This window comes from Campylobacter volucris (genome assembly GCF_008245045.1).
GTDB lineage: Bacteria > Campylobacterota > Campylobacteria > Campylobacterales > Campylobacteraceae > Campylobacter_D > Campylobacter_D volucris.
The window spans coordinates 652,610-676,060 of record NZ_CP043428.1; the positions used below are offsets into that span (position 1 = coordinate 652,610).

Here is a 23,451-nt window from a genome sequence, read left to right on the forward strand (position 1 = left end):
ATATAATTAAAGCTTTTATACAAAAGGTAAAAAATGAGTAGATTAGATAAAAAACAAGCCTTAAAATTATTAAAAGAAGCTCCATTATATGAGCTTGGAGAATTAGCTTATAAGAAAAAACTAGAAATTCATCCTGAAAAAATTACAACTTTTGTTGTAGATAGAAATATAAATTATACAAATATTTGCTGTATAGATTGTGATTTTTGTGTATTTTGTAGAAAAGAAAAAGATGATGATTCTTATATTTTAAAATATGAAGAAATTGGTCAAAAAATAGAAGAATTACAAGCAATTGGCGGCACTCAAATTTTGTTTCAAGGTGGAGTGCATCCTAAGTTAAAAATTCAATGGTATGAAGATTTGCTTTCTTATATAAAAACTAATTATCCAACTATAACAGTACATGGGTTTTCTGCTGTAGAAATAGCTTATATAGCTAAAGTGTCTAAAATTTCCATAGAAGAAGTGTTAAAAAGACTTCAAGCTAGCGGACTTTTTTCTATACCTGGAGCAGGAGCTGAAGTTTTAAGTGATAGGGTAAGAGATATCATAGCACCTCACAAATGCGATAGTGCTACTTGGCTTAAAGTGCATGAAAGTGCGCATAATATAGGTATGAAAAGCACTGCTACTATGATGTTTGGCACAGTAGAAACGGATGAAGAGTTAATAGAACATTTTGATCATTTAAGAAATTTACAAGATAAAACAAATGGCTTTCGAGCTTTTATTTTATGGTCATTTCAAAGTCAAAACACACCTTTAATCCAAAAACATCCTGAAATTATCAAACAAAGTTCTAATAAATATTTGAGATTATTAGCCTTAGCAAGATTGTATTTAGATAATTTTAAAAATTTACAAAGTTCTTGGGTAACTCAAGGTTCGTTAATAGGGCAATTAGCATTGCAATTTGGGGCTAATGATTTAGGTTCAACAATGATGGAAGAAAATGTTGTAGCCGCAGCTGGTGCAAAATATAGAATGAATCAAGAACAAATGATAGAGCTTATAAAAGATATTGGAGAAATTCCAGCAAAACGCGACACAGCTTATAATATCTTAGAAAGGTTTTGATGTTAAATTTAGATATTAATGATAAAAAAATTGACATTATTTATGAATATGAAAATGAACTACCCATAGTGTTTTTTAAAATGATTTTTAAAAATAGCGGAAAAATAGCAGAAAAGCATAATGCAGGCACAGCGAGTATGTTAGCTAGAATTTTAAATGAAGGTAGTGATGATAATTTTTTTAAAAATTTAGAACAAAAGGCTGTAGAATTATATGCTAAAGCTAGTTTTGAACATTTTCAAATTAGTATAAAATGCTTAAAAGAACATTTTGATTTTGCTATGGAAAAATTAGAAGAATTATTAAATAATGTTCGTTTTGAAGAAAAAATTTTACAAAGATTAAAAACTTTAGCTATTGGAGAGCTTATAAGCTTAAATAGTGATTATGATTACCAAGCTAAAAGGCTTTTAAATAAAAATGTCTTTAAAGATGAAATTTTCCAAACAGGACTTGATGGAAGCAAAGAAAATATAGAAAAAATTTCCATAGAAGAATTAAAAAATTTTATGAATGATAATTTTAATTTGAGTAATCTAACCTTTGTTTTTGGTGGTGATATAAAAGAAGATGAAGTTTTAAAAAAGACAAAAAAACTTTGCTCTTATTTTAAACAAAATAAAGAAAATCTTAATAAAAAATTTATTTTAAACAAAGACATAGTAGATGTTGTAGAATTTAAAAGCACTGAGCAAGCTTATATTTACTTTTGTTCTCCTTTTAACATTAGTGTAAATAGTCAAGATATGTATTTAGCAAAAATTGCTTTATTTGTGCTTGGTCAAGGTGGATTTGGATCAAGATTGATGGAAGAAATTCGCGTTAAAAGAGGTTTAGCATATTCAGCATATGCTATGCTTGATGTAAATTTAAACTATAGTAGAGTTTTTGGATACTTGCAGACTAAAAATGAAAGTGCAAAAACAGCAAAAAATATAGTTAAAGAAGTTTTTGATAATTTTATAAATCAAGGTGTCAATGAAAAAGAATTTGAGCTTGCTAAGAAATTTTTAGTTGGTTCTATGCCTTTGCGTTATGAAAATTTAAGCAAAAGATTAGAAATTATGCTAAATGAGTATTTATATGGTTTAAAAATAGGAAATTTAAAAGAAGATATACAAAAAATTAAAAATGCAAATTTGAAAGATTTAAATTTGTTTATTGATAAACATAGTGAGATTGCAAGACTTAGTTTTGCAAGTATAGAAAATGAAGGTTGAAGAAAAAGATTTAAAAACACTTCAAGCACTTGGAGTAAAAAATTGCATTGATCTTGCATTGATTTTACCTAAAAAAATAGATGATTATCGTGCGAGTAAATTTCCAAAAGAAGGATTTTGTGCTCAAAATATCAAGGTTTTAAACACTAAATTTCATTCTTTACAACTTTTTGTTCAATGTAAGTGCTTAGAATGGAATATCAAAGCAAATATCATCGTGTTTAATCCTAAAAAATGGCATTTTCATACCTTTAAAATTTCTAATCAAATAAATATTTATGCAAAAGTAAGTAATTTTAATGGTATATGGCAATTTGTTAATCCTAAGATCATCAAAAATACCAATGAAATCTTCCCAAGGTATCAAATTCATTCTATAAAAGATGAAATGATAAAAAATATCATTCATAAATATGTCAATGAAAAGAATCTTAAAGCATTAAATTTAGAACAAAAATACATCAATCTTCTTTTAAATTTACACACTTATGATCAAAAATCTATACTAATGTTTGAAAATTTACATACCATTTTAAAAGATTTAAAATATATAGAAATTTTTAATCATCTTAAGCGTTTAAGAGGGAAAAAAATCACTCAAAAAGCTTATAAAATAAAACTTTTTGATATAAAAAATTGGCTTGAAAATTTAGAATTTACTCCTACAAAAGATCAGTTTTGTGCTATAGAAGATATTAAAAAGGATTTGCAAAGTGATATAGCTAAAAGACGCGTTGTAATGGGGGATGTTGGGTGTGGTAAAACTTTAATTTTACTTGCGTCTAGTTTGCTTGTTTATCCTAAAAAATCTATACTAATGGCTCCAACAAGTATTTTAGCTGAGCAAATTTATCATGAAGCTAAAAGACTTTTGCCTAAATTTATGAATATAATTTTATTAAAAGGTGGAAAAAAAGATAAAGATTTAGATGAGCTAAAAAAACAAGCTCATCTTATCATAGGCACTCATGCTTTAATTTATCAAGAAGAATTTGATGCAGTTTTGGTAATGATAGATGAGCAACATCGTTTTGGTTCTAATCAAAGACAAAAAATTGCTACATTAAATCAAAAATCTGATTTAATCCCACATATCATACAATTTTCTGCTACACCTATCCCAAGAACTTTATCTATGATACAAAGTGAGTTGGTAAATTTTAGTTTTATTAAACAAATGCCATTTAAAAAAGATATTAAAACATTTTGCATACAAGATAAAGATTTTAAATTTTTACTTGAAAAAATTAATCAAGAACTTGCCAAAAATCATCAAATAATCATCATTTATCCTTTAGTAAGCGAAAGTCAAACTATGGAGTATTTATCTTTAGAAGAAGCAAAAGATTATTGGCTTAGTAAATATAAAAATGTTTATATTACTCATGGTAAAGATAAAAATAAAGATCAAATTTTGCAAGAATTTAAAGAAAAAGGAAGTATTTTACTTTCAACAACCGTGGTTGAAGTGGGAATTTCTTTACCAAGACTTAGCGTGATTGTAATAGTAGCTGCTGAAAGATTAGGGCTTGCTACCTTACATCAATTAAGAGGTAGAGTAGGTAGAGTAGGGCTTGAGAGTTTTTGTTATTTATATACAAAACAAAAAGAAATTCCAAAGCGTTTGCTTGAATTTTCTAAAACTTTAGATGGATTTGAAATAGCTCAACTAGATTTAAAAAATAGATTAAGCGGAGATTTACTCGATGGGACTATACAGCATGGAAATCAGTTTAAGTATTTTGATTATGCTTTAGATGAGGATATTCTTTTACAAGCTAAACAAGCTTTAAGATAATTGAAAGATAGATTATGGATAAACATTTTGAAATTTTAGCATCTTTAGGACAAAGAAAAAAATTTAAAAAAGACAATATTTTATTTTTTCAAGGAGAAAAAGCTAAAAATATTTTGATTTTATTAAATGGCAAAATAAGACTTTATAGGGTAAATTCTAAAGGGATTGAGCTGACTTTACATATTTTAACTCCGGTTAGTTTTATCGCTGAAATGCCTGTTTTTGAAGGTATTAATTACCCTGCAAACGCTATATGTGAAGAAGATTGTGAAATTTGTGTTATAGATTTTGAATATTTTAAAAAATTATGTGTAGAAAATGGAGAAATTAGTTTTTTACTTTTATCGTCTTTATTTAGTAAGATTAGAATTTTAGAAAATTTTATCAGACAAAAATCACTTGATTTAAAATCAAGATTGGTCCAATTTTTAATTGAAAATGAAGAAAAACTACAAACTTTAAAACAAAAAGAAATTGCCATGATGCTTAGTATTCCTCCTGAATCCTTATCAAGATTTTTAAAAGAATTTAAGCAAAATTCTTTAATTTGTACTAATAAAGGTAAAATTATGATTTTAGATAAAGAAAAAATGCAAAATTTAATTAAGTCTTTTTAAGTCTTATTTGTTAAAATGGTGCATTAAAAAATGGGATGGTTTTATGGATTTTGATTTTTTAATCAAATTTGCTCCGATGTTTTTACAAGCGACTTGGCTGACTTTAAAACTTGCAATTTATGGTGTATTTTTTGCATTTTTAGTGGGTTTATTTTGCGTAGTAATTTCTTTTTTTAAATTTAAATTAATAGATAAAATTTGCAAAATTTATATAGAATTTTCAAGAAACACCCCACTACTTATACAGCTTTTCTTTTTATATTATGCTTTGCCTGAATTTGGAATTCATCTTGATTCTTTTGCTTGTGCTATTATAGGGCTTAGTTTCCTTGGTGGATCTTATATGGCAGAGAGTTTAAGAGCAGGAATTGAAGCCATCAAAAAACAACAATACGAATCAGGTCTTTCTTTGGGATTAAATAAGTGGCAAAATTTTCGTTATGTTATTTTACCTCAAGCTTTAGGTATTGCTATGCCAAGTATTAGTGCAAATATTATTTTTTTACTAAAAGAAACTTCAGTTGTAAGCATCATAGCTTTGGCAGATTTAGTTTATGTTGCTAAAGATCTTATAGGTCTTTATTATAAAAGTAACGAAGCTTTATTTGCGCTTGTGGTTTGTTATTTGATTTTAATTTTACCTTTGTCTTTAATACTTAATCGCATAGAAAAAAGGTTAAGCTATGTTTGAAATTTTAAATCAAGATACTTTAACAAGAATATTTGAAGGATTAAAAGTTACTTTAGAGCTTTCTTTTATTAGTGTTTTGATTTCACTTGTGGGCGGGGTGTTTTTTGGGATATTAATGAATTCTAAAAATAAAATCATTTATAGTTTTTGTCGTTTTATGCTTGAATTTGTGCGTATTATGCCTTTGCTTGTTTGGCTTTTTATGGTGCATTTTGGATTAGCTAAATGGCTTGGATGGCATTTGGATGCTTTAACATCAAGTATTATAGTATTTAGCATTTGGGGTATATTTGAAATGATGGATTTAGTAAGAGCTTCATTAGCTAGTATACCTAAACATCAATATGAATCAGGATTTTCTTTAGGATTTAATAAATTACAGATTTATTTTTTTATCATCATTCCTTTATCTTTAAGAAGGCTTTTGCCTATGAGTATTAATTTATTTACTAGAATTATTAAAAGTACTTCTGTGATTTATTTAATAGGCGGAGTTGAGCTTATCAAAGTAGGCCAACAAGTAATAGAATTAAGTTTATTTAAAAATTCATATTCAGCTTTTATAATTTATGGGTTAATTTTAATGATTTATTTTATACTTTGTTATCCTTTGTCAGTGTATTCAAAGTTTTTAGAAAAAAAGTGGAGTTAAATTGTGATATTAAAAATACAAAATTTACAAAAATATTATGGTAATCATCATGTTTTAAAAGATATAAATTTAGAGATCAAACAAAAAGAAGTTGTAGTCATACTTGGACCAAGCGGATGTGGAAAATCTACACTTTTAAGATGTATAAATGGTTTAGAGGAAATGGCAGATGGAATTATTTATGTAGAAAATGAGAAAATTGATAAAAATTATAAAAAATGGACTCAAATTCGCCAAAAAATAGGTATGGTTTTTCAATCTTATGAACTTTTTGATCATTTAAATGTAGAACAAAATATACTTTTAGGACCTTTAAAAGTTCAAAAAAGAAATAAAGAAGAGGTGTTAAAAGAAGCAAAATATTGGCTTGAAAGAGTAGGACTTTTGCATAAATTAAAAGCTTATCCTAAAGAATTAAGCGGTGGACAAAAACAACGCATAGCTATTGTTAGAAGTCTTTGTATGAATCCTGATATTATGCTTTTTGATGAAGTTACAGCCGCGCTTGATCCTGAGATAGTGCGTGAGGTTTTAGATGTGATTTTAAATTTAGCAAAAGATGGTATGACGATGCTTATCGTAACACATGAAATGGGTTTTGCAAAAGCAGTTGCTGATAGGATAGTCTTTATGGATGATGGAAAAATCGTTGAAATTTCAAAGCCTGATGAATTTTTTCAAAATCCAAAAACAGATCGTGCAAAAAAATTTTTAAATTTATTTAATTTTCATCGTTAAAATACAAGTGCTTTAAAATTTATAAAGGAGAAACAATGAAAAAAATTCTTTTTATATCATTTTTAATGGCTCTTTTTTTCAGTGCTTGCTCAAATGATAAAGCAAGTGAAAATTCTATAGAAAGAATCAAACAACAAGGTGTTGTTCGTATAGGTGTTTTTGGAGATAAACCTCCATTTGGTTATCTTGATGCACAAGGTGTTAATCAAGGTTATGATGTATATTTTGCAAAACGCATTGCAAAAGAGCTTTTAGGTGATGAAAATAAAGTTCAATTTGTTTTAGTAGAGGCAGCAAATAGGGTTGAATTTTTACAATCTAACAAAGTTGATATCATTTTGGCAAATTTCACTAAAACTCCAGAAAGAGCTGAAGTGGTTGATTTTGCTTTGCCTTATATGAAGGTAGCTTTGGGTGTTGTAGCGCCAAAAGATTCTACTATTAAAAGTGTTGAAGATTTAAAAGATAAAACTTTGATTTTAAATAAAGGAACAACTGCAGATGCATATTTTACAAAAAATATGCCAGAAATTAAAACAATCAAATTTGATCAAAATACTGAAACTTTTGCAGCATTGCTAGGCAAAAGAGGAGATGCTTTAAGTCACGATAATGCATTGCTTTTTGCATGGGCTAAAGAAAATCCTGATTTTGAAGTGGCGATTAAAGAGCTTGGTAATCATGATGTTATCGCACCTGCTGTAAAAAAAGGTGATAAAGAGATGTTAAATTTTCTCAATGAACTTATAGTTAAATTAGGAAAAGAACAATTTTTTCACAAAGCTTATGATGAAACTTTAAAACCATTTTTTAGCGATGATATCAAAGCAGATGATGTTGTAATTGAAGAGGGAAAAATTTAATCTATGAATAAAGCACTAAAAAATACTATATATGCTTCTTTAGGAGGTATTTTAGAATTTTATGATTTTGTGCTTTTTGTTTTTTTTGCAAGTGTTTTTGCAAAGATTTTTTTTCCTCAAAATGATGATTTTTGGCCTTTGATAAATACCTATATAGCATTTGGTGCTGGGTATTTAGCAAGGCCTTTTGGAGCCATTATAATGGCTCATTTTGCAGATACTAAAGGGCGTAAAAATGTTTTTTACATTAGTATGCTTTTGATGGTTATCCCAAGTTTTATTTTAGCAATTTTGCCAGATTATGAAAGTATAGGGTTATTTGCAACCTTTGCACTTTTTGCTATAAGAATCACTCAAGGATTAGCAATTGGAGCTGAAGTAAGTGGAGCTTGGGTTTTTGTTAGTGAGTTTGTAAGCAAAAAAAGAATAGGTCTAGCCTTAGGATTTATTTCAGCTACTTTGACTTTGGGATTGTTGCTTGGAAATTTAGCTACTTTAGCTGTTTATGAATATTTTACAAAAGAAGAAGTGGAAAATTTTGCTTGGAGAATTCCTTTTATCGTAGGTGGATTTTTTGGAATTTTAAGCTTGTTTTTAAGAACAAAGCTCAATGAAACTCCACAATTTAAAATTCTTAAAACTAAAAATTCTATTTTAAATTTTCCTTTAAAAGAAGCTTTAAAAACTCATAAATTAAGTATGCTTGTGTGTGCTTTGCAGACCATAGTTTTAACTAGTGGTGTTGCTACTTTGATGATATTGCCTCAATATTTTGAAAGTTTGCTAGGAGTTAGTAAAACTACTGCTTTGTATTATCAAAATTTTGCCATTATAGCAGTGATTTTAGGAGCTTTGGTGCAAGGATTTTTAAGTGATATTTTTGGTGCTTTTAAAATTTGTATCATTTTTAGTTTATTTTTTGGAATTTTTGGAATTTTATTTGCATCATATGATGAAAAATTCTTGTATTTTTATTTGTTAGCTTGTTTTGCACAAGGAATTATTTGTTTTGCTCCAATTTTTATGACTCAAATATTTGATGCTGCATTTAGATCTAGTGGATTGTCTTTTGCGTATAATGTTTCTTATGCTATTTTAGGTTTTATTGCTCCTTTGATTGTGAATTTTTTATATAAAGAATATATGTTTATTTATATGGCTTTTATAATGCTAGTTAGTTTTTTAAGCGTGATTTTGGTAAGAAAAATTTTTTCTAAAAATATGAATGAAAGTTAATTTAGCTATAATTATATTTTCAATTTATAGAGGATTTAATGAGTAAAATTTTAGTTTTGGTTGATGGAATTTTTGCTAAAGAATTTATACAAAATTTATACAACAATAAAGCTTTTAAAGAAACATTAGACATAGTATATTATGATGATAATAGCATAGATTTAAATTTAAAAAATGACCAATTTATTTATCATAAATTTGATCCAACTAGTTTGGTCAAACTTGAGAGTTTATTTAAAGAAAAGTATCACCAAGCTATAGTTTATATGCAAAATAAAGAAGATATTTTAGCTTGTTATGAAAATTTAAGAAAAATTGATACAAGATTGAATGTAGTATTGATGGACTTTTGGGGTTTAAAGATAGATGATAGTTTTTGTGAAGTGATTAATATTTATAATACCTTAAATACTAGATTAACAGGATGTTTGGACAATATGCCTTCTATGGCTCAATTTATAGGGCTTGGAAAAGGTGAAATAATGGAAGTTAAAATTCCAGCTGGTTCAAGTTTTGCATATAGACATATAAGCTCTATTAGTCAAAAGCGTTTTAGAATTGTTATGGTGTATAGAAATAATGATTATATATTAGCCCGTCCTGGTTTGATTTTAATGCCAAATGATACGATTTTAATTGTTGGAGATCCCAAAGCATTACAAAGCGTATTTTCTAATGTCAAAACAAGCTTAGGTCGCTTTCCTTCGCCTTTTGGAGATAATATCTTATGTATTATAGATATGAAAAAAATGAGTGAATTTGCTATAGAAAAATTAATTTTTGCAAGTTTATTGTTTCATATAAGAATTAATAGCAAAAAGCTTTATTTTAAAGTCATTAATCCTACTTTAACTCCTATATATTATAAACTTAGTTCTTTGAATAAAAATAGCATAGAGGTAAATTTTGATTATGATAACACCAATGTTAAAAACATAAAAAGTTATGTAGAAAATACAAATATTGGTTTAATAGTAGTAGAAAATTATCTTTTTGAAAAAGAAAAAAATTTCTTTTTTAATTTAAAAATTCCTGTGTTAAAAGCAGGTCTTGGCGATTTTGCAGATTTAAAATCTTCTGTAGTACTTAGTTCAAATTTTGAAGATGTAGAAGGTATTGCTTCTATTATGCTTGATTTAAATAAACAAATTCAGCTTAGTTTGAGTTTGCATTATTATGCTATCAAGCTTAATAAAATGGAGCTTTTTGAATATACTCAGTATTTTGAAAGCCTTTCGAAACTTCATGATGAAAAACTTTTACAAATTGAAGAAAAAGAACACAATCCTATATCTAAATTTTCTTATAGGCAAAATGTTTTGCATTTTGTGCCATTTAATGAAAAAATTTTAGGAAATAATTTCAATAAATTTTTTAAAACCGATCTTAATACTTTATATTATAAAATGAATAAAAATTATCAATTATTTATACCATCTTTATGAGAATAATATGCAAGTAAAAGTAAATTTAGACAAAGATAAAAGCTATATAGTATATATCGACGAATTGAGTAAAATACATTTTGATACTAAAGTTGTTGTTTTAACTAATGAAACAATCGCGAAATTACATCTAAATAGTTTTTTGGAAAAAATTCAAGCTAAAGAAGTATTTGTTATTAGCATTAAAGATGGTGAAGAATATAAAAATTTACAAACCATAGAAGAGATTTTAAATCAAATGTTTACATATAAGCTAGATAGAAAAAGTTTGCTCATTAGCTTTGGAGGTGGTGTGATTTCTGATATGGGAGGATTTGTAGCAAGCATTTATCAAAGAGGTATTGAATTTATTAATGTTCCAACCACCTTTTTAGCTTGTGTTGATGCTAGTGTGGGTGGAAAAACTGGAGTAAATAATAAATTTGGTAAAAATCTCATAGGTAGTTTTCATCAGCCTAAGGCTGTGTATTGTCAAAGTGAGTATTTAAAAACTCTAAGTTCGCGTGAGCTTGCAGCTGGAATGGCTGAATTTATTAAAATGGCTGTGATTTTTGATGATAAAATTTTAGATTTTATCGAGCAAATTAATGAAAATGATTTTTTAAACGCAAATTTAGAAGATGAAAAATTAGCAAAAATTATCAAAGAAAGTATAACTTTAAAAGCTAAAATTGTTTCTCAAGATGAAAAAGAAAATGGCTTAAGAATGCTTTTAAATTATGGTCATACTTTTGCTCATGTGATAGAAAATCAAACTAATTATAAGCAGTATTTACATGGAGAAGCAGTTGCTATAGGAATGCATATGGCAAATACTTTAGCATTAAATTTAAAAATGCTAAGCAAACAAGAGTATCAAAGAATCAAGTCGATATTAAATAAATTTAACTTACCTACATTTTATAAAATTGCTAATATTCAAGAATTTTATGAAGCATTTTTTTTAGATAAAAAAACCCATCATCAAAAAATCAATTTTATTCTGCCTTGTGGCTTAGGGCAAGCTTGTATTAAAAACGATATTGACAAAAGCGATATTTTTGAAACTCTTAAGGCATTTTCATGAGAAAGATTATTTTATTTTTATGGGTTTTAACTTGCATTTTGTTTGCACAAGATGATATTGAGCATTTAGAACAAAAGCTTAATCAATTGCACAATAATCTATCTTACAATACTTGGGTTGTAAAATATAATAATTTTAAAATTTATAAAAACACACAAGATGAAATTCTTACTTTAGAAAAAGAAAGCCTTAAAGCAAATGAACGCAATAAAATCATCATAGAAAGACAAATTTTAATTTTAAAAGAAAGACTAGAGCTTTTAAATGAGTATAAAAGTTCTAATTTTTCTAAATTAATCTTAGCTCCTGAAGAAGTAGATAAACTTGATGAGATAACCAATCCTTTAGCCATCATTTCAGCTTATTCTCATATTAAAAAATTAAAAAGAGATAAAGAAGATTTTATCAATATTTTAAATAGTTTTAAACAAACTTTGGATGAGCTAAATAAAGAAAATGTCATCATTTCTGAACTTGTTAAATTAAAGCCTACCAAAGAATACCAAGAACATTTAAGAATTTCTAATCAAATGATAAGAGATTTTTCTCAAACCTTGCGTTTTGGAGAGATTTCGTATTCTGTTTATGAGAAAAAAATTCAAGAAGAAATCGATAAAACCACAGCTTCTATTAAAGTACAAGGACTTAGAGCTTTTAATATAGTTTTATCAATTATAATTGTCATAGCTGTGGCATTTTTGCTTAAATTTATAGTTCGAAAATATATAGAAGATAATGACAGATTTTACACAGCAAATAAAATTATCAATTTTATTAATATCAATGTCATAGTTTTGATTTTACTTTTTGGTTATATAGAAAATATCAGCTATTTAGTAACTGTGCTAGGTTTTGCTTCAGCGGGTTTAGCTATTGCTATGAAAGATATGTTTATGTCTATGCTTGGCTGGTGTGTGATAGTTTTTGGAGGAAGTTTTAGAGTAGGTGATAGGGTTAGAGTTTATCAAAATAATTCTCAATATATAGGAGATATCATAGATATTTCATTTTTAAGAATGACTTTATATGAAGATATCACACTTTTAACCTATACTGATAATAGAAGAAGTGGTAGAATAGTTTTTATACCAAATAATTTTATATTTACTAATTTGATTTCAAATTATACTCATCATGGTATGAAAACAGTTTGGGATGGATTAGATATAACTTTGACTTTTGATTCTAATCATCAAAAAGCTTTAGAAATCGTTCAAGAAATTGTCATTAAAGCTTCCAAAGGATACACTAAAATAGCAAAAGAATCCATGGAAAAGCTTAGAAATGAATACAGCATAAGAAATCCTAAAGTAGAGCCAAGATTTTTTACATTTTTTGAAAATTATGGGATGAGAATATCAGCTTGGTATATGACAAATTCGTATGCAGCTTTAGCTTTAAGAAGTAATATTAGCAAAGAAATTATTAATGAATTTAACAAACATGAAGATATTAAAATCGCATATCCAACGCAAAATCTTTATCTTGCAAAAAATAAATTTGTAGAACATAAGGAAGATATTTGAAAAAAAAAGTATTTTTTAAAACTTTTGGCTGTAGAACAAATATTTATGATACGCAATTACTAAAAACATATATAAAAGAACATGAAATCGTTCAAGATGAAACGCAAGCGGATGTAGTTGTGATTAATTCTTGCACAGTGACTAATGGAGCTGATAGCGGACTTAGAGCTTATATAAATAGCGTGAAAAAAAATGGAGTAAAAGTTATACTTACGGGTTGTGGGGCTGTGAGTAAAGGCAAAGACTTTTTTGATAAAAAAGAAATTTTTGGAGTTTTAGGCGCTTCAAATAAAAACAAAATCAATGAATTTATATCTTATGATAAAGAATTTTATGAACTAGGTAATTTAAATTTTATAGATACAAAAATAGTAAGCGATTATAAAAACCATACTAAAGCTTTTGTAAAAATTCAAGAAGGTTGTGATTTTGCTTGTAGTTATTGTATCATCCCTAGTGTAAGAGGAAAATCAAGAAGCGTTTTGCAAGATGAGATTGTTAAACAAATTAAAATTTTAGCTCAAAATGGCTATAGCGAGATAGTTTTAACAGGAACAAATATAGGAAGCTATGGTTTAAAAGAAAAAACTACTTTAGGAAGATTGCTTCAATTAATAGGTAAAATTGATGGTATAAAAAGAATTAGACTTGGAAGCTTAGAACCAGCTCAAATAGATGAAAGTTTTAAAGAAATTTTAAATGAAACTTGGCTTGAGAGGCATTTGCACATAGCTTTACAGCATACTCATGAGAAAATGTTGCGTATTATGCGAAGAAGATCGCATACTGAAAATGATTTAGCTTTGTTTAACGAATTAAGCCAAAAAGGCTTTGCTCTAGGAACAGATTTTATAGTGGCTCATCCAGGAGAGAGTGAGGAAATTTGGAAAAGTGCTTTAGAAAATTTTAAAAATTTTAATTTGACTCATATCCATGCTTTTATTTTTTCTCCACGAGATGGAACACATTCTGCTTCAATGAGTGAAAGAATTAATGGAGAAATTGCTAAAGAAAGATTAAATACTTTAAAAACTATAGTAGAAAAAAATAATTTTGAATTTAGAAAAAAACAAAAACAAAAATTAGAAATTTTAGTAGAAAGCAAAAAAGGAGAATTTTATGAAGGTTATGATCAATTTTTCAATAAGATAAAAATTCAAACTAAGCAAGATATTGCAAAACAATGGCTTGAGATTGAAAAATATGATATAAAATATGAATATAATTTTGTGAGTTTTTAATAATGAAAAATAAAAAAATCATTTTAATATCATTTTTACTACTTTGTGTGCTTTTTGTTGTTGTTTTGATAAAAAACCAACCAGAAAATATTAGCAAAGCTTATTATGAAGAACTTTTAGATAAAAATTTAATCCAAAAAGCAATTATTGACAATAACGAGATTTTATTAAAAAGTACAGAAGGTAATTATTTAATCGCAAAAGAGGTAGTAGATTTAAATACTTTATGGGACAAAATTCCTTTAGAATTTGCAAATGATTATCGTTTAAGTGATATTTTCATGATTTTAATCATGCTTGCATTTTTGATAGGGTTTTTATTGTTTTTAAATAAAAAAAATAAAGACAGACAAAATTTATTATCACTTGAAAAAAGCATTTTAGAAAAAAATGAGCAAAGCCATTCTATACAAGCTGTTGTAAGTGATGTGAAATTTGAAGATGTAGCAGGAGTGGATGAAGCTAAGGTTGAGCTTTTAGAAATTGTTGATTTTTTAAAAAATCCACAAAAATATAAAAATTTTGGTGTGAAAATGCCAAAGGGAATTTTATTAGTAGGCCCACCTGGTGTAGGAAAGACTTTGATTGCTAAAGCTGTTGCAGGAGAAGCAGGTGTGCCATTTTTTTATCAAAGCGGTGCAAGCTTTGTAGAAATTTATGTTGGAATGGGAGCAAAAAGAGTTAGAGAGCTTTTTTTAAAAGCAAAATCAAAAGCTCCTAGTATTATTTTTATAGATGAGATTGATGCTATAGGTAAAAGTAGGGGTGATTTTTCTAATGTTGAAAGAGATAGCACTCTTAATCAGCTTTTAACTCAAATGGATGGTTTTGAAGATAATAGTGGGGTGATTGTCATAGCAGCTACAAATAAAATTGAGCTTATGGATAGTGCGCTTTTACGATCTGGGCGTTTTGATAGAAGGGTTTTTATTTCTTTACCTGATTTTAAAGATAGGGTTAATATTTTAAAAAATTATATGAAAGAAAAAAAATCTAATGCAAATTTGGAAAAAATAGCCAAACTTAGTGTGGGTTTTAGTGGAGCAGCATTAGAAACTTTAGTCAATGAAGCTGCTATCAATGCTATTAGAAGAAAATCTATGCTTATAGAAGAAAATGATTTTTTTGCTGTGCTTAACAAAGTTTTAATGGGTAAAAAAAAGATTTTTTCTCTTAATGAAAAAGAAAGAAAAATTCAAGCTACTTATCAAGCTGCTAAGGCTTTATGTGCATTTTATTTTGATGTAAAATTTGAAAAAATTACTTTAATTGAAGATAGATTTAAAGAATTTGAAAATACTATTAAGGCTAAATCAGAACTTTTAAATAAAATTAAAGTTTATTTAGCAGGTAGTGTTGCAATGGAATTAATTTTTAATGAGACTTTTACCAATGTTCAAAGTGATTTTTTAAAAATTAAAGAACTTTTAGCTTTTATGGAAAATTTTGATATGTCTAATGAAAATTTATTATATGAGCAAAAACAAGAAGTGAGAGAATTTTTAGAATTAATGAAAGAAAAAATTGAAAAACTTGCAAATATTCTTTTAGATAATGAAAAAATCGAAAAAGAAGATGTATCAAAAATTATAATGGAGTAAAAATGGTTAAAATAGGAATTTTAGTTCTTTCAGATAGAGCAAGTAGTGGGATTTATGAAGATAAATCAGGAGTTGAGATTGAAAAAATTTTAAATGAGTATATAAAAAATGAAAAAACTTTTTATTATGAATTAATTCCTGATGAGTATGATTTGATTGTTGAAAAATTAACATTTTTATCTGATGAAAAAGAATGTGATCTCATCTTCACCACTGGCGGTACAGGACCTGCTTTGCGTGATGTAACCCCAGAAGCTACAGAACTTGTATGCGATAAAATGCTTCCAGGTTTTGGTGAGTTAATGAGAGCAAAAAGCTTAGAATATGTTCCAACAGCTATACTTTCTAGACAAAGTGCTGGTATAAGAAATAAATCATTAATTGTAAATTTACCAGGTAATCCAAAAGCGATTAAAGAATGTATAGAGCCTATTTTTCCTGCGATACCATATTGTGTTGATTTGATAGGCGGAGCTTATATAGAAAATAATGAAGATAAAATTTCAGTATTTAGACCTAAAAAGAAGTAAGTTAAAACTTACTTCTTGAAAATTAGTTTTTAATAGCTTCATATCCTTGAGATAAAAGAGCTACCATGCCTCCATCAAGATTGGTGCATTCTACCCCTAAAGCATCTTCTATCATCAAAGCTGTATGCTTACTTCTTGATCCTGTTGCACATATAAAAGCGATATTTTGGTTTTTATAATCAATTGTATTTTTAAATTCTTCTATAAAATTTTGATTTAATAAACCATTGTCATCACATAGCATGATAAGCTTTGCATTTTCTACAATACCATTTTTCCATTCACTAGGAGTTCTAACATCAATTATGTAATAATCTTTTAATATATCTTTTGATACGGCTATATTTTTCATTTACCCAAAGCCTTTGATACGATTTTACTTAAAGCATTGTTAAATTCATTAGGATTATCTATGCCTATACCCTCGCTTAATTTTGCCATATTTAAAAGTATATGAGCCATTTCGCTTGCCAAAGAATCATTTTCTTTTAAAGCTTTTAGTATTTCATGATTAGGATTGATTTCAAGTATAGGTTTAACTTGTTGTTCTTGTCCCATTTGTTTTAAAATTTGTTGCATAGCAAAATCAGGTTTGTTTTGATCATAAACTATACAGCTTGGGCTTTTTGATAGTCTTTGGCTTAGTTTTACTTCTTCAACTTCATCTTTTAAAGTTTCTTTGATTTTAATAAGTAATGGTGCAAATTCACTTTTTTGCTCTTCACTTACTTCTTCATTAGCTAGATGATTGATTGCGCTAAATTTTAAACCTTCAAATTCATTCATCATAGGCATTACTATAGTGTCAATTTCTTCATCAAGCAATAAAACATTGATATTTTTTTGTTTATAGCTTTCTAAAAGTGGAGAATTTCTTAAAATTTTCTCATTTTTACCAGTGATATAAAAAATTTCTTTTTGCCCTTCTTGTAAATTTTGTTTATATTCTTCAAGATCAATTAATTCTTCTTTGTTTGAATTTTTAAAATATAAAAGTTTTGCGATAGCGTCTTTATTTTCACCAAAGCCATATAAACCTTCTTTTAAAACTTTTCCAAAATTTTCATGGAATTTAAGATAATTTTCTTTATCTTTTTCCTTAAATTTTTTAAGCTCTGCTAAGATTTTTTTAACACTTGCTTCTTGAACACTTTTTAAAATTTTATTTTCTTGTAATATCTCACGACTTACATTTAGTGGCAAATCTTCTACATCGATAATTCCGCGTACAAATCGTAAATAAGTTGGCAATAATTCTTTATCATCATCGCTGATAAATACACGCTTAACATAAAGTTTTAAACCACTTTTATAATCAACCCTATATAAATCAAATGGAGCTTGAGAAGGTATGAAAAATAAAGAATTATACTCTATAGAACCTTCTGCTTTTGTGTGTATATAGAGCATAGGTTTATTAGAATCATGAAAATTTTGTTCATAAAATTTTTCATAATCATCTGCTTTTAAATTTGCTTTATTTTGTCTCCATAGAGCACTTGCTGTATTAACTTGAGTATTTTTTAATTCTTTTTTTGATTCTGTTTGACCTTCTTCTAAAGGTAAAATTTCTTCTTTTTCCATAAAAATAGGAAATTGTATATGATTAGAATATTTTTCAATTATGCTTTCTATGCGATATGAGTTTAAAAATTCTTCATCTTTAAGATGTAAAGTTATGGTGGTGCCTTGTTCAGCTTTTGTAGCATCTTCTATTTCATAACCACTTGCATCAGAAACCCAAAGATAAGCTTTGTCTTCTAAAGCTTTTTTACTTAAAACTTCGATTTTATCAGCTACCATAAAAGCTGAATAAAAACCAACACCAAATTGACCTATAAGTTGAGAATCTTTTTTAGCATCACCACTTAAATTTTCCAAAAAGCTTTTTGTGCCACTTTTGGCTATAGTTCCAAGGTGGTTGATTAAATCTTCTTTATTCATGCCTATACCATTATCACTAATGGTTAGTGTTTTTGCTTCTTGGTTAAAATTGATTTGAATTTTTGGTTCAAATTTTAAATTTTTATAAGCATCATTACTTACGCTTAGATAGCTTAATTTATCCAAAGCATCGCTAGCATTAGATATAAGCTCTCTTAAGAAAATTTCTTTGTTGGAATACAAAGAGTGTATCATAAGTTGTAAAAGTTGATTAACTTCAGTTTGAAATTGCATTTTATCTCCTTTAATGTTTAATTATATAAATTTAAAATATATTTAAATCAAAGTGAAAATAATTTCAACTTTGTAAAAATAGCAAATTTTCATAAGAAAAAGCTGAAAATATAGATATTTTTCATATATCAAAGTTCTTGTCTATAAAAATCAAGAATTTTTTGCATATCTTCTCGTGTTTGTTCTAGCCAATTTTCTTTGCTTGTATCAACAGGATCTAAAAAAATGATTTTTAAATTTCCACTTTTTGCGCTAAAGGTTTTTGTATTTAAAATTTTAGCTGAATCAACTATAACCACAGGTTGAACCTTTAGCTTTAATTTTTCTGTTAAAATTTTAGCTCCTACTTTAAATTTTAAAAGTTTTTGTGTGTTTGATCTTGTTCCTTCTGGAAAAATTGCTAAAATTCTATTTTCTTTTAATCTTTCTTTGGCTTCTTTTAAAAGTTTAACCAAGCTTTTAGGACTTCTATCTATGCAAATCATTTTGGATTTTTTAATAAGAATTTTAAAAACTGGAATTTCTCCAAGTTCTTTTTTAGCAATCCAAGATATATTTTTAGAACATAAATCTTCTAATGCAACTATATCAAGTAGGCTTTGATGATTGATTAAAAGTAAATTAGTTTGTGGATGAAGCTCTCCTGTGAGTTGAATTTTATAATTAATCGCATATTTTTGAAATTTAGCCCAATATTTTCTTAGTATCCAAATTTTATCTTGAGATTTTATAATTAAAAACAAAATACATAAAATAAGAGTGGTTATAATAAATTCAATCCAAAAAAACAAAGCCTTAATTCTTTGCCAAATCTTCATCTTTCACCCATCCTATTTTGCCATTATTTAGTAAAATTTTTTTATAATTTTCTCTTACACCAAGTACTTCAACTTCTTGTTCATGCTCTCCAGAAGAAAAAGAAGTGGAATTTTTTGTTGGTAAAATTTGAATTTGACTTTGTGCTTTTAAAGAAGCTTTGTAAATATTATTTTGTGATAAAAAGCTTGCAATTAAAGTTAAAATCGCCAAGCCTAAAGCAACATAACTTTTTTTGATTAAATACCATAGTGCAAAAATACCACATAAAATCCAAAATGCAATTTGTTTGTAAAAATTAAAATCATTAGTTTTTGGATTAAGATCACTTTGTGTGCTTATGCTATCTTCTTTGAGTTCAACTTTTAAAGAAAATTCTTTTAATTCTTTTTTAGTGGTATTAAAATATGAAAAATCAAACCTAGTTTTGCTTTTATCAAGTATAGCGTAGTAAAAAGCACTTTGTTTTTTAAAGTCTCCTTTAATGGCTTCAACACCTTGTTTTTCAATATTTTTAAGATGAAAACCACCAAGATTTGTATCTTCACCAATTAATTCTATAAATAAAATCATATTTTCACTATCAAAGTGATTGGCTTTAACTTGTTTTACTTCTAAATTTGAAGCTACTATATGAGAGTATTTGTTAGATGGTGCATCTATTTTTTCTAAAATAATAGGTTTAATGATCAAAGAAGAGCTTTGTATGATTTGATCGTTTCTGCTTAAAAAAACGATGATTTTGCTTAAATTTGCATTAAGACTTTTAGCTTGAAACCATAAAGTAGTATGATAAGAATTGGCTTTTTGTTGCCAAGTTGGATTTTGATTGATCCAAATCATATCATCACTTTTTTCAAAACTAATATTTAAGTCAAAATTTGTATTTGTTGTAGTAATAACCTCAAGATCTATAGAAAAAATTTCATCTACATATGCTTTTTGTGTGTATTCTTTTGCGTTTAATACTAAAGAAGTTTTAGGCAAATCTTCTTTTTCTAATTTTACATCGTATTCATTTTCATCACTTGGAGAAATGGTATTGTAAATTTGTTTTGCTTGATCATCAAGAGAGTTAAAATTTTTTTCTAAAGCATTATAATCATCAAAAACACCATTTTCTCGCGCATAGATATTTAACGCCAAAAATAAAATAAAAAGAAATCTTAAAAAATTTAGCAATTTATAAATCCTTTGAGTAAATCTAATCCTATAGTCGAACCAAGCAATTCATCGCACGCTCTTTCAGGATGAGGCATGAGTCCAAAAATTTTTTTATTTTCATCACAAATTCCTGCGATATTATTTAAAGAGCCGTTAGGATTGTCAAGATATTTTAGTAAAATTAAATCTTTATCTTCAAGTTTTTTTAAACCATCTAAAGTGTTGAAATAATTTCCTTCCCCATGTGCTATAGGCAGCTCTATAATATCATCTTTGTTAAAATTTTTTAACAATGCATTGTCACTAGATATTACTTGTAGTTTTTGCATTTTAGAAATAAAATTTAAATTATCATTGTATTTCATAGCCCCACTTAATAAGCCTAATTCCAAAAGAATTTGAAAACCATTGCAAATACCTAAGATATAGCCACCTTTTTTAGCATGTTCTTTTAAGGTTTTTATAGCTGGTGCAAATTTAGCAATAGCTGCGCATCTTAAATAATCTCCATAGGAAAATCCCCCTGGAAGTACTATTAAATCAGCGTTAAAATCTTCTCTTTCATGCCAAATGATTTCGCTTTTAATGTTTAATTTTTCAAAAGCATATGCTGTATCGTATTCACAATTAGTTCCAGGAAATTGGATAATTGCTATTTTCATAGTATTATCTCATAATCTTCTATGATAGTATTTGCAAGCAATTGTTTGCACATGGTATGAATTTGCTCTAAAGCTTTGTTTTTATCATTTGTGTTAATTTCAAAAACAATTTGTTTTGAAACTTTTACATTTGAAATATTATTAAATTCTAAAGAATGTAAAGCTTTTTCTATAGCTTTGCCTTGTGGATCTAAAATGCCATTTTTTAAAGTAATATTTACAGTAGCTTTCATTAAACAACCTAGCTTAAAATTCGTTTTAATACTTCTTCATAAGCCATTTTAACATTACCAAGATCTTGTCTAAATCTATCTTTGTCTAATTTTTCATTTGTTTTGCTATCCCAAAATCTGCAGCTATCTGGGCTTATCTCGTCTGCTAAAATCATATTTCCATCACTATCGATACCAAATTCTAGTTTAAAATCTATCAATCTAAGATTTTTAGAAGAGAAAAATTTAACTAGTATAGAATTGATTTGTCTAGCAATTTGTTTGATAAATTCTAATTCTTTTTCACTCTTAACTAAATTTAAAATCAAACAATGCTCATCATTGATGATAGGATCACCTAAGCTATCATTTTTATAGCAAAATTCAACCACAGAAAAAGGTAAAATGGTTCCTTCTTTAATTCCAAGTCTTTTTGTTAAAGAGCCTGTTGCAACATTTCTAACTACAACTTCTATAGGTATGATTTGGCATTTTTTTACTAATTGCTCTTTGTCGCTAATAGTTTCAACCAAATGAGTTTTTATACCTTCTTTTTCTAAAAGATAAAAAATTTCAGTGCTGATTTTACAATTTAATTCACCTTTACCAGCTTCACTACCTTTTTTTTCAGCATTAAATGCGGTTAAATCATCTTTAAATTCTGTGATGAGAAGATTTTCATCATCAGTTTTAAACATTTTTTTACCTTTGCCTTCATATAAAAGTTCTAGTTTTTGCGGCATTTATTCTCCTTTGGTGATGTTTAAAATTTTAATAGCATCGATAGCTGTTTTAAGTTGAATGTCATTATTGATTTGCTCTTTGGTGATGATATTTTTATCTTCTTTCTTATCTTCTTTTTTATCATTATGTCCAATTTTATCAAGTTCAGCTTGTAAATGTTTTTTAAGATCTGCTTCTTTGATTTCAAAACCATTGTTTTCATCTTTACTAACTTTTCCTGGGAAAACTTCTATATCAGGAGTGACACCAACTGCTTGTATGGTTCTACCACTTGGAAGATAGTATTTTGCTATGGTAAGTCTTAAACCTTCTTTACCTTTTTCATCCATAGGTAATATAAGTTGAACGCTACCTTTGCCAAAGGTTTTTCCTCCTACTATAATAGCTCGTTTAAAATCTTGTAAAGCACCACTTACTATTTCACTTGCGCTTGCACTACCTCCATTTACAAGCACTACTAAAGGTGCATTAGATATTTTTTTGCTAGGATTTGCTTTAAATTCAACATTTTCATTTTCGATTTTTCCTTTTTGAGAGACAATAACACCATTATCTACAAAAAGATTTACCAAGCCTACTGCTTGATTTAATACTCCGCCTGGATTTGTTCTAAGATCTAGTATAATTCCTTTAACTTTAGGATGCTTTTTAATGGCCTTGCTAGCTTCATCGACAACATTTTTATCAAAATTAGTTACGCGGATATAAAGTAAATTTTCATCTTCTATTGTTTTAGCATAGACACTATCTACTTTTATAATATCTCTTCTTAAATTTACATCAAAAGGTTTGTTTTCACCTTTCCTATAAATAGTCAAACTAACTTTGGTTTTAGGTTCTCCTCTCATTTTTGAAACAGCTTCGTTGAGTGTCATACCTAAGGTTGATTCATTATTGATTCTTAAGATGATATCATCTGTTTTTATACCAGCTTTATCAGCAGGGCTTCCTTCGATAGGAGCTACCACGGTAATTGCCCCATCTTTTTGAGTGATGGTAAAACCTAAGCCACCAAATTCTCCATTGGTTTGTTCTTTTAATTCTTTAAATCCTTTTTCATCTAAAAAAGAAGAATGAGCGTCTAAATTTGTTAATAATCCTGCAATCGATTTATCAACTAAATCCGTATAATTTACATCATCAACATAATATTGCTCTATGATAGACATAGTTTTTGTTAATTTTGATAAGGCTTCGATTTTTTTTTCAGCTTCACTAGAAGGGGTGTTTTTAGCTTGTAAATGTGTAAAAATAAATGAAGCGGTTAATAAACTACATAAACTGGCCATAATGATAAGATTTCTTTTTGTTTTCAAAGGAAGACTCCAAAAAATTAATTAAAAATAAATATATAATTTTAGCGCTTTTTGC

At 27.3% G+C, this 23,451-nt stretch carries 23 protein-coding genes; 15 read left to right on the forward strand and 8 right to left on the reverse strand.

Going from position 1 to position 23,451, the window contains the following annotated elements:
• The first annotated feature begins 33 nt into the window (after window positions 1–33).
• From CVOLT_RS03470 to mog, 15 genes are read left to right on the forward strand one after another with little or no spacing between them, the layout of a single operon-like run.
• Window positions 34–1,080: a dehypoxanthine futalosine cyclase gene (locus CVOLT_RS03470; RefSeq protein WP_039665452.1), complete on the forward strand. Its 1,047-nt coding sequence runs from the start codon at window positions 34–36 to the stop codon at window positions 1,078–1,080.
• Complete coding sequence (locus tag CVOLT_RS03475) at window positions 1,080–2,300, forward strand: M16 family metallopeptidase (protein ID WP_039665453.1); 1,221 nt, start codon at window positions 1,080–1,082, stop codon at window positions 2,298–2,300. The genes CVOLT_RS03470 and CVOLT_RS03475 overlap by 1 nt, the downstream gene beginning before the upstream one ends.
• Window positions 2,290–4,098: an ATP-dependent DNA helicase RecG gene (recG, locus tag CVOLT_RS03480; RefSeq protein ID WP_039665454.1), complete on the forward strand. Its 1,809-nt coding sequence runs from the start codon at window positions 2,290–2,292 to the stop codon at window positions 4,096–4,098. Before CVOLT_RS03475 ends, recG begins: the two co-directional genes overlap by 11 nt.
• A gap of 14 nt (window positions 4,099–4,112) precedes the next feature.
• Window positions 4,113–4,715 (forward strand): nitrosative stress-response regulator, Crp/Fnr family, encoded by a 603-nt coding sequence (locus tag CVOLT_RS03485; protein WP_039665455.1) that lies wholly within the window; start codon window positions 4,113–4,115, stop codon window positions 4,713–4,715.
• A gap of 43 nt (window positions 4,716–4,758) precedes the next feature.
• The gene (locus CVOLT_RS03490; RefSeq protein WP_039665456.1) at window positions 4,759–5,406 is read left to right on the forward strand and encodes an amino acid ABC transporter permease; all 648 of its coding nucleotides are present in this window, start codon (window positions 4,759–4,761) and stop codon (window positions 5,404–5,406) included.
• Window positions 5,399–6,058, forward strand: a complete 660-nt coding sequence (locus CVOLT_RS03495) for an amino acid ABC transporter permease (RefSeq protein WP_039665457.1) — start codon at window positions 5,399–5,401, stop codon at window positions 6,056–6,058. Before CVOLT_RS03490 ends, CVOLT_RS03495 begins: the two co-directional genes overlap by 8 nt.
• The gene (locus CVOLT_RS03500; protein ID WP_039665458.1) at window positions 6,059–6,796 is read left to right on the forward strand and encodes a pathogenesis-associated glutamine ABC transporter, ATP-binding protein; all 738 of its coding nucleotides are present in this window, start codon (window positions 6,059–6,061) and stop codon (window positions 6,794–6,796) included.
• Window positions 6,797–6,831: 35 nt separating this feature from the next.
• Complete coding sequence (locus tag CVOLT_RS03505) at window positions 6,832–7,659, forward strand: cysteine ABC transporter substrate-binding protein (RefSeq protein WP_039665459.1); 828 nt, start codon at window positions 6,832–6,834, stop codon at window positions 7,657–7,659.
• A gap of 3 nt (window positions 7,660–7,662) precedes the next feature.
• On the forward strand, window positions 7,663–8,895 hold the full coding sequence (locus tag CVOLT_RS03510; protein ID WP_039665460.1) for an MFS transporter: 1,233 nt from the start codon (window positions 7,663–7,665) through the stop codon (window positions 8,893–8,895).
• A 38-nt stretch (window positions 8,896–8,933) separates the two neighbouring features.
• Window positions 8,934–10,340, forward strand: a complete 1,407-nt coding sequence (locus CVOLT_RS03515) for a COG3400 family protein (RefSeq protein WP_039665461.1) — start codon at window positions 8,934–8,936, stop codon at window positions 10,338–10,340.
• Window positions 10,341–10,347: 7 nt separating this feature from the next.
• Window positions 10,348–11,406: a 3-dehydroquinate synthase gene (gene aroB / locus CVOLT_RS03520; protein WP_039665462.1), complete on the forward strand. Its 1,059-nt coding sequence runs from the start codon at window positions 10,348–10,350 to the stop codon at window positions 11,404–11,406.
• A complete protein-coding gene (locus tag CVOLT_RS03525; protein ID WP_039665463.1) occupies window positions 11,403–12,932 on the forward strand; it encodes a mechanosensitive ion channel family protein in 1,530 nt (509 codons plus the stop codon). The genes aroB and CVOLT_RS03525 overlap by 4 nt, the downstream gene beginning before the upstream one ends.
• Window positions 12,929–14,173, forward strand: coding sequence for a tRNA (N(6)-L-threonylcarbamoyladenosine(37)-C(2))-methylthiotransferase MtaB (gene mtaB / locus CVOLT_RS03530; RefSeq protein ID WP_039665464.1), 1,245 nt, complete (start codon window positions 12,929–12,931; stop codon window positions 14,171–14,173). Before CVOLT_RS03525 ends, mtaB begins: the two co-directional genes overlap by 4 nt.
• A 2-nt stretch (window positions 14,174–14,175) precedes the next feature.
• The gene (locus CVOLT_RS03535; protein WP_039665465.1) at window positions 14,176–15,774 is read left to right on the forward strand and encodes an integral membrane ATP-dependent zinc metallopeptidase; all 1,599 of its coding nucleotides are present in this window, start codon (window positions 14,176–14,178) and stop codon (window positions 15,772–15,774) included.
• A gap of 2 nt (window positions 15,775–15,776) precedes the next feature.
• A complete protein-coding gene (gene mog / locus CVOLT_RS03540; protein ID WP_039665466.1) occupies window positions 15,777–16,304 on the forward strand; it encodes a molybdopterin adenylyltransferase in 528 nt (175 codons plus the stop codon).
• A gap of 22 nt (window positions 16,305–16,326) precedes the next feature.
• Here the strand turns inward: mog and CVOLT_RS03545 are convergent, their stop codons facing one another.
• The 8 genes from CVOLT_RS03545 to CVOLT_RS03580 all read right to left on the reverse strand — a co-directional run bounded on the left by CVOLT_RS03545 (window position 16,327) and on the right by CVOLT_RS03580 (window position 23,396).
• Window positions 16,327–16,656, reverse strand: coding sequence for a rhodanese-like domain-containing protein (locus CVOLT_RS03545; protein WP_039665467.1), 330 nt, complete (start codon window positions 16,654–16,656; stop codon window positions 16,327–16,329).
• Window positions 16,653–18,482 carry a molecular chaperone HtpG gene (htpG, locus tag CVOLT_RS03550; RefSeq protein ID WP_039665468.1) on the reverse strand — a complete coding sequence of 610 codons (1,830 nt, stop codon included), beginning with the start codon at window positions 18,480–18,482 and terminating at the stop codon, window positions 16,653–16,655. Before htpG ends, CVOLT_RS03545 begins: the two co-directional genes overlap by 4 nt.
• Window positions 18,483–18,610: 128 nt before the next feature.
• Window positions 18,611–19,300: a lysophospholipid acyltransferase family protein gene (locus CVOLT_RS03555; protein ID WP_039665469.1), complete on the reverse strand. Its 690-nt coding sequence runs from the start codon at window positions 19,298–19,300 to the stop codon at window positions 18,611–18,613.
• Window positions 19,278–20,480: an SH3 domain-containing protein gene (locus tag CVOLT_RS03560; RefSeq protein WP_039665470.1), complete on the reverse strand. Its 1,203-nt coding sequence runs from the start codon at window positions 20,478–20,480 to the stop codon at window positions 19,278–19,280. The genes CVOLT_RS03555 and CVOLT_RS03560 overlap by 23 nt, the downstream gene beginning before the upstream one ends.
• A complete protein-coding gene (gene purQ, locus CVOLT_RS03565) occupies window positions 20,474–21,124 on the reverse strand; it encodes a phosphoribosylformylglycinamidine synthase subunit PurQ (RefSeq protein WP_039665471.1) in 651 nt (216 codons plus the stop codon). The genes CVOLT_RS03560 and purQ overlap by 7 nt, the downstream gene beginning before the upstream one ends.
• Window positions 21,121–21,357: a phosphoribosylformylglycinamidine synthase subunit PurS gene (gene purS / locus CVOLT_RS03570; RefSeq protein ID WP_039665472.1), complete on the reverse strand. Its 237-nt coding sequence runs from the start codon at window positions 21,355–21,357 to the stop codon at window positions 21,121–21,123. The genes purQ and purS overlap by 4 nt, the downstream gene beginning before the upstream one ends.
• Before the next feature lie 8 nt (window positions 21,358–21,365).
• Window positions 21,366–22,079: a phosphoribosylaminoimidazolesuccinocarboxamide synthase gene (purC, locus tag CVOLT_RS03575; protein ID WP_039665473.1), complete on the reverse strand. Its 714-nt coding sequence runs from the start codon at window positions 22,077–22,079 to the stop codon at window positions 21,366–21,368.
• Window positions 22,080–23,396, reverse strand: a complete 1,317-nt coding sequence (locus CVOLT_RS03580; RefSeq protein WP_039665474.1) for a S41 family peptidase — start codon at window positions 23,394–23,396, stop codon at window positions 22,080–22,082.
• Window positions 23,397–23,451: the final 55 nt, after the last annotated feature.